The organism is Vibrio sp. PBL-C16 (assembly GCF_034321865.1).
GTDB lineage: Bacteria > Pseudomonadota > Gammaproteobacteria > Enterobacterales > Vibrionaceae > Vibrio > Vibrio alginolyticus.
Genome location: NZ_JAXLNY010000001.1, coordinates 487,545 through 500,922 on the forward strand (window position 1 = coordinate 487,545; position 13,378 = coordinate 500,922).

The 13,378-nt window shown below is 41.7% G+C and carries 10 protein-coding genes; 2 read left to right on the forward strand and 8 right to left on the reverse strand.

Features of this window, described 5'->3' with window-relative positions; genetic code table 11:
• Positions 1–54: 54 nt before the first annotated feature.
• Positions 55–1,050 carry a succinylglutamate desuccinylase/aspartoacylase family protein gene (locus tag UQW94_RS02110; RefSeq protein WP_042520988.1) on the forward strand — a complete coding sequence of 332 codons (996 nt, stop codon included), beginning with the start codon at positions 55–57 and terminating at the stop codon, positions 1,048–1,050.
• Between the two features lie 207 nt (positions 1,051–1,257).
• Here the strand turns inward: UQW94_RS02110 and UQW94_RS02115 are convergent, their stop codons facing one another.
• Positions 1,258–1,791, reverse strand: a complete 534-nt coding sequence (locus UQW94_RS02115; RefSeq protein ID WP_005375974.1) for a lipocalin family protein — start codon at positions 1,789–1,791, stop codon at positions 1,258–1,260.
• Positions 1,792–2,098: 307 nt separating this feature from the next.
• On the opposite strand from UQW94_RS02115, the gene UQW94_RS02120 reads away from it, so the two are divergent.
• Positions 2,099–2,479: a cystatin domain-containing protein gene (locus tag UQW94_RS02120; RefSeq protein WP_017633640.1), complete on the forward strand. Its 381-nt coding sequence runs from the start codon at positions 2,099–2,101 to the stop codon at positions 2,477–2,479.
• Positions 2,480–2,537: 58 nt separating this feature from the next.
• On the opposite strand, the gene UQW94_RS02125 is transcribed toward UQW94_RS02120, so the two are convergent.
• From UQW94_RS02125 to tssH, 7 genes are all read right to left on the reverse strand, one after another.
• Positions 2,538–5,594: an SMC family ATPase gene (locus tag UQW94_RS02125; RefSeq protein WP_262597709.1), complete on the reverse strand. Its 3,057-nt coding sequence runs from the start codon at positions 5,592–5,594 to the stop codon at positions 2,538–2,540.
• Positions 5,595–5,603: 9 nt separating this feature from the next.
• On the reverse strand, positions 5,604–6,737 hold the full coding sequence (locus tag UQW94_RS02130; protein ID WP_213970842.1) for an exonuclease SbcCD subunit D: 1,134 nt from the start codon (positions 6,735–6,737) through the stop codon (positions 5,604–5,606).
• Between the two features lie 358 nt (positions 6,738–7,095).
• Positions 7,096–7,935, reverse strand: a complete 840-nt coding sequence (locus UQW94_RS02135) for an NAD/NADP transhydrogenase subunit beta (RefSeq protein WP_322141955.1) — start codon at positions 7,933–7,935, stop codon at positions 7,096–7,098.
• Positions 7,936–8,226, reverse strand: a complete 291-nt coding sequence (locus tag UQW94_RS02140; RefSeq protein ID WP_005375969.1) for a PAAR domain-containing protein — start codon at positions 8,224–8,226, stop codon at positions 7,936–7,938.
• Positions 8,227–8,237: 11 nt separating this feature from the next.
• A complete protein-coding gene (tssI, locus tag UQW94_RS02145; RefSeq protein ID WP_017820211.1) occupies positions 8,238–10,073 on the reverse strand; it encodes a type VI secretion system tip protein TssI/VgrG in 1,836 nt (611 codons plus the stop codon).
• Positions 10,074–10,122: 49 nt separating this feature from the next.
• Complete coding sequence (locus tag UQW94_RS02150; protein WP_005375967.1) at positions 10,123–10,602, reverse strand: Hcp family type VI secretion system effector; 480 nt, start codon at positions 10,600–10,602, stop codon at positions 10,123–10,125.
• Between the two features lie 208 nt (positions 10,603–10,810).
• The gene (tssH, locus tag UQW94_RS02155; protein WP_025767715.1) at positions 10,811–13,378 is read right to left on the reverse strand and encodes a type VI secretion system ATPase TssH; all 2,568 of its coding nucleotides are present in this window, start codon (positions 13,376–13,378) and stop codon (positions 10,811–10,813) included.

Below are 13,378 nucleotides of genomic sequence, written 5' to 3' on the forward strand. Positions count from 1 at the left end.
GTATGACGACGCTAAGGTTTTAGATTAGCTTATGGTTTTGGAGTGGTAACTTTAATGGCAACACAATTTCTCGATGACGTGATTCAAGGTCATCAAGTGATTCAATCTCTCAATGTAGCAGACCTAAATTCGGGCGAGCATAAGTTTTGGTTTCGCATCGCAACGAATGCTCTCTCTCAGTGGCAACACCTACCTGTGCTAGTGTTCAAAGGTGAAAAACCTGGCAAGAAGATCATGATTACCGCAGGGGTTCATGGTGATGAGTACAATGGTGTGTTAGCAGCGCAGAAAACTGCTCGAGAGCTCATCGGCACTGAAGTCGCTGGTACTGTCACTATTGTTCCAACCATTAACATGCCTGGTATGCTAAACCACAGCCGCGATTTCTATTCCGCAGACCCTGATGCGTCTCCTGCAAACTTAAACCGCTTTTTTCCTGGTGACCAAAACGGCAATGAGGCCCAACGTTACTTATATGCATTGTGGAATGATTTGCTCAAGCCAAATGCTGATTTAGCCATTGACGTTCACACTCAAACCAGTGGTGCGGCCTATCCACTTTACGTGTTTGCAGATTTCCGAATCGAGCAATCATTAGAAATGGCTCGCCTCATTAATCCTGATGCGATTTTAAATGATCCTGGAGATGCTGGCGTCCTTGAAACGGTCTGGAATAACCATGGTGTCCCAAGCATTACTGTTGAAGTAGGTATGGGGCGATACACCGAGCAAGAACTTATCAGTCGAACTGTAACAGGCATTTTTAATGTGCTGAAAAAGCATAACATTGTTGAAGGTGATATGGACCCTATTACGTCATGCTTGGAAGGAAACGAAATCATCAGTGTGAAAGCGACACACGGCGGCTTTGTACTGCCTCATGTCAGTTTGATGGATTTTGTCGAGCAAGGTCAACTTCTTGCGATTCAATACGACAGCTTTGGCGCTGAGATTAAACGCTACACCGCCCCAACAAGCGGCACAGTACTTAGCCACAATGTTGAATCTATTCGAGCACCAGGTTCCCTGATCGTTCGTTTGATTAAGTAAACCATAACCGTTTGTTGATAGAGCAACCTTTCGACGCTCACTCAAATTTATATAAGCCCCATCACGAGTAATCACAAATGATGGGTCTATATCCATTTTGACCACATTAAGTTACGCGGTAACAAATTACTGTTAAGCGAAATGACAAACTGAGCTCTTAATTAGGAAGCTTCCCCTCTGTCCGCTTTTTCAGCCACGCTGATGAACTTAAAGCTGTCTTTGTTTCTCTTGTTCAACAAAAATGAGCTCGTCTATAGCGAAACCTTTCTCTTTAGCTACGTACTTAAAGCGCTCCACTACTTTCTCATCAACGTTAGGCGTTCTAGACAATAGCCACAAATAGTCGTGGTTGTAACCGGAAACAAACGCATAGTTATAGTTTTCACCTAGCTCAAAAACAATGTAAGAAGAGTATATTGGCCCAAAAAAGGAAACCTTTAAGTGTCCAACCGTTTTATCTTCAACAAAATAAGCTTTGCCTTCAGCTTCTGACCACTGTCGCTCTTCTTCGGAATATCCACGGTTTATCACCTTAACCCCACCATCCTCGCGAACCTGATACTCAGCGGTAACGTTGGATAAGCCTCGCTCAAATGAATGGTCTAGGCGTGCAATTTCGTACCACTTACCTAGATATGGCTCTAAATCGAAATTATTGACGGGTTCCACCCCATCCGGCTTCGAGGTACAACCAAATAAAGTTGCAAGTGACAAAAGTAAAAATATTTTTATCGATTTCATACAACACCTAAATTTTAATTAGTGATTGATTTTACTCTAGAAGATAACAAATCGATCACTTAGCCGCACCATCGCCCTCATAGGTACACATCACAATTCTTCATCATCAATAGCGCGCTGAACACCGAAACCTCGTCATCTCAGCAAATCGATAACAAGATTGCTCTATTTTTGACTTACAAGCTGACCATGCTTGTACATTTTGTCAGCATTTAACCCTATGCATATAGAAACTTTGCACAACATAGACATTCGTAGGCATATCACCCTCCTATAATACGTTGCGTTATAGACAGAGGTTATTGTTATGAAATTAAAAACAGTGTCAGTTTGTGCACTTTTGGTGTTACTTGCAGGTTGTCAGCAGGAAAAGCCGAGCGCAACGACACAATTAACGACCTCGGCAGATGTATGTAATGCACAAGGAAACATGCCAGGTGGGTGGAATGAGTTTAACGCGACCCCTGATGCACAAAAGGCAATGGCCTTTGTTTTAAAGAAAATGGACACAATAGCGTCGTTTAAACAAATACTGAATGTTCACGCGCAAATCGTTAGCGGCGTCAACTATGCTATTGAGTTTGAATTGGATGATGGCTCTGTTTGGAACACGATTGTTTATCGCAACCTCGATGGCGAATATGCGATTACCCAATCACCAAAAGAAGGCCACTTTTGCGAACAGTAGCGACTTAGTCAGAAAGCCCCAACATTAGGGGCTTTTTGATCTAACAGTAGTCACTGAATTAGACAGCGAAGCGACATTGAGATTTAATCGACACCGTTGAACCAAGTCTTGATGGTTCTACATCAATCCTCTGCGCCATTTGTTCTTTCAACTCAGAAACGTGAGAAATAACACCGATCATGCGCCCAGTCTGTTGCAGGTCCACTAGCGTTTGAATAGCAAGATCTAAAGACTCTGGGTCTAAACTACCGAAGCCCTCATCAATAAATAAAGTGTCTAAACGAATACCGCCACTATAGGATTGCACAACATCCGACAAACCAAGTGCCAGAGCAAGCGCTGCCATAAATGATTCACCGCCGGAAAGTGTCGCAACATCACGCGTTTTTCCTGTGTAGCCATCTTCAACCATTAAATCTAAGCCGCGACCCGCAGCACCTTTGAAGCCCTCTGTTTTTCGAGCAAGAATATAGCGCCCTTTACTCATAAGGCTTAAACGTTGAGAGGCCTGGATCAGCACATCATCCAACAGTACACCAAGAACAAAGCGATGTAGGCTAACCCTGCTGCCTGTTTTACCACTAGCAACGTCGTACAACGTACCAAAGACTTTGTATTCTTCTTCTAACTTACTATTTTTCTCATGCAACACGGCAATATCTTTACGAACCTTTTCAAGACGTTCAAATATTGAGCGTGTGGTATCAAGTTGATTCCTTACTTCAATATATTGCGCCTGCAGAGTGGTTAACCTGTCGTTAAACGACTCTAAATTAGGCCTTTCAAGATCTTTCAATGCATGATTTAAATCATGTAGTGTTTGCTCAAGCTTGGTTTGTGCCTGTTTGAAGCTGTCTATTTCTTGCTGCCAGGCTTGAAGTTCATCATCTCCCACTCGACTACTTAGATAATGGCTTTCATCTTCAAATTTACTCGCCTGTAGTGCCTCATTCCACGCTAATTCTGCTTGGCTAAGTTTTTGCTCTGACTCAGATAACCACTGCTTGTTCGTCGCTAAGTGACTTTCCGCATTTGATTTCTCCAATATCGCTTGCTGCAAAGCGTTTTGCGCCTTTTCTAAGCCTGTGTTCAAACTCAGAATTTGCTCTTTTGTCAGCAAAATTTCACGTTCAAGCAAGTCAGCGGAACTGTATTTTGGGTCAATAAAAGCTTGTAATTGAGCCAATTGTTCTTGGTTCGCTTTAACGGTTGATTCATTTGCCGCCATTTGATTCTGCAGCTCATGAATTTTATTTTCACCCACGACGCAGCGTTGATTAAGCTGTTCAACGTTCTTTTCTAGCTTTTCAATATCAATTGCTTGTAGACGTAGGAGTTGAGCATTGATCGCTTGCAAATCATTTTGAACCGTCGAGATCTCAGATGTAGCATACTCACCCAACTCCTCTTTCAACTGGTTACACTGATTCTGATACTGACTAATGACAACGTTATGTTGTTCTAGCTGATTGCTTAGTTGGTTCAACAAGGTTTGAGCTTCTCGCTCTTTCGCTCTAGCCGCCTGAACTTGCTCTTTTGTAACGGCTTCTTCAACAAACGTTGCGGGGTTAGGATGCGTTTCGCTACCACACACCGGGCATGCTTCACCTGCTTTTAGTCGCTGCGCTAATACTGCTGCTTGAGCGCTGTGCCACTTAAGCTCTATCGTATCAGCGTCTTGTTGACACTGCATATAGCGCTGACTGGCTTCGTTTAGTGACTGCTGCTTACCTACAGTTAGCGCATTGAGTTTAGAGAGCTCTAAAGTAAGATCATGCAGCTTTTTTAGATCCTGTAGCAGCCGTTGTTTTTGTTTTATTTCCGCATCGATGCTGCCAATAAGCGCAACATCAACTCGTGCTTTCTCTAGCTCCTTCTGTCCCTGCTGGGCCTGTAACGTTAACTTATCTTTTAGTTCTATGTACTGTTTTAACGTTGCTTCAAATTGTTGTTTTTGTTGATAACCCGCCGTTATTTTACTTTCCAAATTGTCTTTCTCGACCAACTTGTTTTTCATACTTTCAAGCTGATACTGCAGTTGCGTTAACTGCGGGACCTTTGCCGCGGCCTCTTTTGCACTTTGCTGCAAGTTTTCTTGTTCTCTCGCAACGACATGAGCTTTTTCGAGACTCTCTTTCAAAGCTACGATTTTTTGCCTAAGCTCTTGCGTTTGAGCTTTTGCATTTTGTAATGAGACGTAGGGCAACTCTATCTTATTGGCATTTTTAGCGTTTTCTAATTGCTGTTGACGAGCTTTTATCGAATCTGAGTGTTCTAGATGCAGCTTGAGTGCGCTTTCTGCTTGCTCTCGTTTCGAAAACTCTCCATTCAAGGTTTCCGCTTTTTGCAATTCAGATTTAGCAGTATTGAGCTTATCTAACGCTGCTTGCTCATTCTGTTTATCAGACTCTAATTGCTTAGTTACTTGTTCCAGTTGTTGTAATAGTTCTTGTTCAGAACTCGCTTCTGCAACTTGTAAAGCACCTCGAATTTGATTATCAAATTCGCCTTTCGCTTTACTAATTGCACTCGCTTTATCTTTGAGCGCGTACTCAATTTTTTTATATATGTCAGTTTGAAAGAGTTGGCCAAAAATTTCTTCACGCTCTTTAGAGCTAGCAAGCAACAGTTCTCGGAATTTTCCTTGAGGCAACACCATAACTTGACGAAATTGAGTTTCATTCAAGCCAATAATATTGCTAACTTCAGTTTTAACCTGAGTCGTCTTGCTGGTGATAAGCGTTTCAGTCTCACCGAGTTCATAAAGAGCAGCAGTGTGCTTTTTAATCGTCATCCCTTCACCACGGGCCTTGGGCGCTTCCTGCTCAGGGGATCGAACAACTCGGTATTGTTTGCCGTGTAACGAAAATTCGAGAACTACTTCGGTTGGTAAATCTTGCGCGGATAAGTCACACCGCATCTGAATACCTTGTCGCTCATTACCTGTGGTTTCACCATAAAGGGCGAAGCAAATGGCATCTAAGATCGACGTTTTACCGGAACCTGTAGGACCATTAATCAAAAATAGAGGGTTACTGCCAAGCTTCTCAAAATCAATGATTTCAGTTTTTGCAAACGGACCAAAGGCTTGCATGATTAGTTTAATTGGTTTCATCTTTGGTCCCTATTGCTGTGATAATTGCTTAATAATGTCAGTAACAGCTTGCTCTTGCTCTTTAGACAACTGGCTATCTTGCGCCTCAATAAAAAAATCTCGGAACATATCAATTTCGCTTCGCGCCAACTTTGCTTGCGCCATTTCCTGCTCTACCCCAATTAACATGCCAGGTTTCTCAAGGTGTAAAACGTTTGGATACACTGAACGAAGTTTTTCCATTGGGTTTAAAATCGCATGTTTATCCATCAAACGAACTAACAAATAATCTTCATTCTTAGGGTCTGTTTTTCCTTGCTCAATAACTTTATCCAGCTCGCCCTCTACAATACGCATTTCATGAGGAGCCGTAAGATCAATATGCTTTGCAGAAACGAATCCTTTCTTGTTCAGTTCAACTAACGTGAAACCTTTTCTCTGGTTCTGTTCACCAAAGCTATACTTCATGGGAGAGCCAGAGTAACGGATATGCTCTGCGCCTTTCTTTTGAGGCTGATGCAAATGACCAAGTGCGACGTAGTCAAAATCTAAGAAGTGTTCATGACTCACGCGATCAGAACCACCAATAGATAATGGTCGTTCAGAGTCTGACTCGATGGCCCCATCAACAAAACAGTGACTCACGAGTACGCGCTTTTGCTTAGAGATAAAGCGCTCTTTAATTTGCTCAACAAGCAATTGATGAGCCTCATCATGAGTGGATACCGAGGCTTTGTAGGCAAACCTGACCTGTTCAGGGTCGTTATAAGGCATACCATAAAACGCGACCTCATCCCCAGAATCCGTTTTTATGATGATGGGAGTGAGCATATCTTCAAAGTTGCTAACAATATGAAGACCTGCATTTTTCATTTGCTCTGAGCCGAAACCTAACCTTTCTGCACCATCATGGTTGCCAGATATCAATATCATTGGTGTTTCTAACTCGGTACAAATGCGTTTCACGACTCGATTTAACAGTTCTATTGCAACCGTTGGTGGCACCGAACGGTCATAGATATCTCCCGCCACTACAACTGCATCGACGGGGTTGCGTTCAATATAGTTAATCAGTTGTTCGAGTACTGCTTGTTGATCTTCGAGTAGTGATACGTTGTGGAATTGTCGACCAAGATGCCAATCTGAGGTGTGGATAAACTTCATTCGAATTCACTTTCCGCCAATTCTATGAGTAGGCTTGCTTCTGTCAGAGTCCATGTACCGTTTATAAAAAGGAATGCGTCACGGGTGGGATCTCGAACAAGCCAAAACTCAAGTTATTTTATATCGGTAAGGATATCTTGAGTCGAACAGCTTTTCATGTGGTTTGTGTTCTATGGCTGGCTATTTAATCAGAAAGCGAGAAGAACACTGTAAAAACGCGGTGAGCAAAACTATTTTGACAAGCAAGCTGCGCCTAGTCATTGTCCAAACATCATTAAAGGGCCAGTTTCGAGTCAATCCCCCATAACATTTGCATCACTAAAACCTCAGCTACTAGAAGGAAAAGCAATAGCCAGACCTATTCGCTACGCCAATTGTATATTACTCCTACCGCATAGCCATCTGGCTCGATGTCGGCTTGCAACACGTGAAAGTCTGGGCAGGGGCTGCTTCTTTGAAGCTCATCAATCACTAACGCTTTTAAAACGCCGCCACATGCACTCAATCCGCCAAGTTTGATATCAACAAATTGATACTGAGTTTGATCGGTCACCCACGGAGACAAGAATTGCATTGAGTTTAACCATTGCGGTTCTTCCTTATTAACGGATAAATACAATTGACTGAGTGGATGTTCACAACTTACTCCTAATTGCTTAAACACCTTGTCCACGGCGATGCGTTGTTGTTTGGCATCTAAATCAATTCGAACAACATCAGGCACAAGACCTGAATGTCGAAAAAAACACTTGGTTAAAATGATAGAGCTTTGAGGTTTGACATGCCCTTCTACATCACTCGTAACCTCTATAGCCAGTATCCAAGTCGCTTGCGTTTCATTAACTTCACGATTTATCCGATTTAGTGCCATCAAAAATGCAGCTTGGCCATAAGGATAAAAGTAAATTTCAGTATTGACAGTTTGGCCAACGAAAATAGAAAGCTCGCTTATCAATGCTTTAAGCAAACTTTTGTCCACCGAAGATGGTAAAAGAACACAGAGATTCCCCTTGATATCAGCTTGCTCAAGACTCTCGCGCTCAGAGCGCACGAGGCTTAATATATGCTCATCTATTGATTGAGCAAAGTCAGGGGGTCGGATTTCCTCGGACAATCTAAAAGAATCATCAGCTATCTCGCGAACGGTGTGTGAACGGCCATTAAAAGATAGAAGATGCGTTTGAAATGCGAGTGGCATCTAGCCTCCGATTAAAACCGTAGGCATACCAGATAGAATTTTGCCACCATGAGACGTTGAATCGCCGACTCTCGCGGCTGGTTTACCGTTGATTGTTACGCTAGAAGAACCTGCTGAGATACTATCCGGAGGACCGATACAAATAAGCTTGTCGCCTTGTCTTGCCGCAGGTATCCCGCCAATCGTTACGTTTGGTGAGCCAACAACGACGGGACCACCGACATGCGGTATCTTTCCTGTTTTTTTAGGACAAAGATGAAAGCTGCCCAAAATTGCGGCTGGTTTACCCACTTTAAATCACCTTAGTTCAATGAAATTTGCCCAGCTTTAAGAGCAATAGCTGAGCCGTTAATGGATATTTTATTACCTTTGATATTGATTTCTCCAGAGCTAGACATCTGAATAGAAGCACCACCTACTTTGATCTCGACGCTCTTTCCTGCATTAAAAGACAGCACTTCACCCGTTTCATTCGAAAAGTTTTTACCTACTTTCAAGCTCGCGTTCTGACCAACCTCTTGATTAACATCATTGGTCACTTTTTCGGTTTTACTGTTTTCAACGGCGATATCAACACAGTCTTCAACTAGCATTTGGAACAGTTTTTCAGCATGAAGATAAATGTGCTCTTCACCAGGCTTATCATCGAAGCGCAACTCATTAAAATTGGATGTACCTTTTTGTACAGAGCGTGATTTATAACCACTCTGAGAACTTTGCTCTGGTAAAGCGTAAGGAGGGAGTTGACTACCGTTATATAGTGACCCCGTAACGATTGGTTGATCAGGGTCTCCGTTGACAAACTCGACGATGACCTCTTGTCCGACTCTAGGGTGAAACACCGACCCCCATCCGTTACCTGCGATATTTTGCGCAACACGAATCCAACATGAACTATTTACATCGTATTTACCAACACGGTCCCAGTGAAACTGAACTTTGATACGGCCATGTTTGTCTATGTAAATTTCACCATCTTTGTTCCCCGTAACTATTGCAGTTTGCAAACCTTTCATCTGAGGTTTCGGATAGTTAACTGAAGGACGAAGGATTGTCTTTGAGTCAACACAACTAAACGAGACTTTGACACCTTGCGCACCGGTGCCACCTTGACCAGTCTGGTTATAAACAGCAGCAGACAAAAAAACAGAAGACAGTACATATTCTTTGCCGACTCGAGATTTATCTTCATGTTTTTTAAACTTGAAGCACTTGCCTACGCTGAATGTTCTGCACGTAGCCTCGCCACGACACAAATATGCATTTTGCTGTAGTGCTTCTATTGCATGCGTGTTTCTCAGTGCGTATTGATCATTGCTCTCCATTTCACCCATGTATTCAAAATACTCGCTTTCAGGCACTGTAAAAAAATCACTTTCACCCTTTGCAGTATTTTTAGGATTCGAAGAAGGCTTGAGCATGTTATAGCCTGACTTTTGACTCGCTTTAGTAGTCAGAATTTGCGTTTCATGCCAAGAAGAAATGTGGCTAGATTTCGCCGTACCTGTATCAAAATCGACTAAAAACTCAGTACCCGGCTTATAAAAACTGATGTCATCAAAAATATTGAGCGTATGGGCAGACTTAGTATGTGTAAAACAAAATGATAGCCCCTCTTCCGATAACAGACGTCGAACAAATTCAAGATCTGATTCTTCATATTGTACTTTGTACGTGTATTTAGGATAGGACTTGGTTAGCTCAAAACTAAAGGCAACACTATGCTCCGATAGTACTTCAGAGATAATTTCCTTTATATCTTTATGCTGAAATATTCTGCAATTTTTTCGATATTCAGCGAAACGTAATTTAGGCTCTATTAATAATTCTATGTTTTTATAATTTTCGCCTTTATGTGTATTAGAAACCCTTTTCCCTTCTAATCTTGCAGCAGAAACGTAACCATGCATATAACGAGGATTTGAAGAAACATCCTCATTATTTTCAAGGGTAATGGTAACTTCCTTACCAATAATTTCGTTTAACTCACTTCGTTGATCATTAAAGTAAGCTTTAGCACGCAATGAAAAAAGTTCTGAGATCTCTTCTTTATACTCAAACGAGTTTAGTATGATGGCATCTTTACCGAATGGGGAAGAAATTCGGATGAAATTGTTATCTTGAGTTGCTCTTTTCATTAAATACTTCTTTCAAAAAAATGCGGAGGAATACTCCCCCGCATGAAAATTACATTTGTTGACCTTTAACACCGCTGTAGCCGTATACCAATGGAGCAGAAGTGTTGTTCTTATCGTCAGTAGGAGTCACTGTCATCATCATTTCTGTGTAAGAAATTGTGATAGTTTCAACTGGACGATCGTCTTGGATAGAAACTGAGTAGTTAGAAATCATCGCATCAGTCAGTTCGATCTTCATGATCTCTTCAACCTTCTCACCCTGCTTAGTAATATGGAAAACCGCTGGTTTACCTTTACCAATCGTCGCTTCTTTAAATAAGTCAGGAGAAGAACGGTCTTGAAGTTTAGTGATAGTCAAATCATATAGACGAGTAGCGCTCGCTTCACGGTCCATCGCTGTACCAGTGTATGATGAGATCTCACGACCTACACTCCAATCTACAGATAGTAGTGTAATCAAATCTTTGTATTGCTCGGCTGTTGCCTCACCCTTAATATCTGCGTATTTAAGATACGTATTAGACTGCATGCTAATCTCCTATAGCATTATTAATTGACATATATCGTAATAATTTAATTATCTGACGTTTGGTGATAATTAGTGATTAATGTATCAAAAACTTCATTTTAAATACGCCCTGTTATATCTTTAAATAAGATTTAATTTAAGCGTTTTTTATAAAAAATAATAGTTAATATGAACCAACTCCCAATTATTATTGAGAGTGTAAAGGATGTTAAACTATTGAGACATCAAGTCCACTAGTTGTACCTTTAACAATAATTTCATCAAACGTCTTATCATTAAGAATTGCATGCAATATTTCATGAGAAATCTTCGGAAGCAATGTATTTTCTATGGTTGTTTGTACCACACGCGCACCACTCCCAGACTCATTGCTATTATCTACAATATCATTAATTAGTTCCTCATCAAAAAACAGGTCAGCGTTATAGTGCTTACGAATACGAGTCGTAATTTTATCCAACTTTAATTTTGTTATTTCTATCAATACTTTTCTTGATAGAGGCAAATAAGGTAATACATTCACACGCCCTAAAAATGCTGGTTTAAAGTCAACCAACAAATCATCGCGTAAAGCATCTTTTAGTGCTGACGGCTCAGGCGCTAAATCAGGATCAGAATACAAAGACATCGTCGTTTCGGTCCCTGTGTTCGCGGTCATAATAATAATAGTGTTTTTAAAGTCTATATCTCGACCTTCACCGTCTTTAATTGAGCCTTTATCAAATACCTGATAAAAAATATCTTGAACACCAGGGTGCGCTTTTTCCATTTCATCGAGGAGAATTACACTATAAGGTTTACGTCTAACAGCTTCAGTCAGTACACCTCCTTCTCCATAACCGACATAACCAGGAGGAGAACCTAATAGCAATGAGACTTTATGCTCTTCCTTAAATTCCGACATATTGATAGTCGTGACATTTTCTTCACTACCATACACTTTCTCTGCAATCGCCAAAGCCGATTCGGTTTTACCCACTCCGCTTGGTCCGGTTAGGAGAAATACACCATTTGGTCGTGTCTCATCCGTGAGCTGCGCACTCGCGGTTTTTATCACTTCAGACATGAGCTCTAAAGCGTGATCCTGCCCGACAACTCGCTTGCACAAACTTTCTTTCAAACCCAATACTGCTTGGATTTCATCATCCTGAAGTTTACCCAGCGGTATACCGGTCCAATCCGAAATAACTTCTGCGATTAGCGCTTCATTTACATGCGAAAAAACTAAGGGCTGTGAGTTAGCGGAGAGGTTATTTTCAAGCTCTTGTAACTTGTCTCTCGCAGTCTCAGAACCCTCCTGGATTATTTGGGTTCTAAGTGACTTAGCTTCACTTACCCATTCTTTTTCTTTTTCCCAAAGTACTTCTAATTCAATAATGTCATTAGATAGCGCATCAATCTCTTTTCGGACACTTTGCAGCTGCACATCAAGAGATGCTCCTAGCCGATTCTCTTGGCTAAGATGCTCATACTCAGCTTGCTTTGCTTTAAGTTTATTTCTTTTCGCATCTAGGCCTCCCGGTGTAGATGACTGACTTAACGCAACTCGAGAGCAGGCCGTATCCAAAACAGAAACCGCTTTATCTGGCAGTTGACGACCATTAATGTATCGAGCTGAGAGTTGGACCGCTGCATTGAGAGCTTGGTTAGTGATATGAACATCGTGGTGTTGTGCCATTACATCAAGTAAGCCTCGTAACATTTCGATCGCGAGTTCAGGGGCAGGCTCATCAACCTTTACGACTTGAAAACGCCTAGTTAAAGCTGCATCTTTTTCAAAATACTTTTTATACTCTGCCCACGTTGTTGCTGCGATCGTTCTGAGTTCACCTCTCGCTAATGCTGGCTTCAGAATATTCGCCGCATCACCTTGGCCCGCTTGCCCACCACCGCCAATTAGGCCATGAGCTTCATCAATGAACAATATAATAGGCTGTGGAGCGTCGTTTACTTCCTTAACAAGGTTCTTAAGCCTGTTTTCAAACTCACCTTTCATGCCTGCGCCGGCTTGCAGTAACGCCAAATCCAGAGACTTAATTGCCACATTTTGCAGAGCGGGAGGTACATCGCCATCAATGATCTTTTGCGCCAAACCTTCAACAACGGCTGTTTTTCCAACACCAGCTTCTCCCGTAAGAATCGGGTTGTTTTGTCGGCGTCTTAATAAAATATCGATCATTAGGCGAATTTCATTATCTCTACCTATCACCGGATCTATTTTACCTTCCCTAGCTTGCTCAGTAAGGTCTGTTGTAAATTGATTCAAGGCGGAATTCGCGTTTGACTGCGCTAAGTCATTCGATCTTGATTGAGGCGCATTACTTTCTTTAAAGTTCAATAAGCGAGATGGTTCTATCTTGTTTAGTTCAGGACTAATCGAACCAGCCATGTTGACTAACGTATCATCAGACAAGTAGGCAAATAAAAGATGGATGCACCCCAACTGTTCTTGATTGAATTCAATGGTTGCAGACAACAAGGCATTTTGCATAACAGTCACCGTATGAGCTGATAGCCCAGGCACCGACTGGCATCCTGTTTTGTATTTTTCTAATGCCTTTTGAATATCGGTTTCAACCTTGATTTTATCGACATCAAATTCGTCAAAAACTTCAGAGTAAATATCGTCAGGATGGCGGATAATCATCATTAACCAGTGAGACATTTCAATACTGTGATGAGTTCGGGAGCTTGCCATCGCAGCTGCCTGTTCAAGTGTTTCCTTAGCCTGAGGAGACAATCTTTCGACCAACGCTGAAAGTGAGAGTGAAGCCAT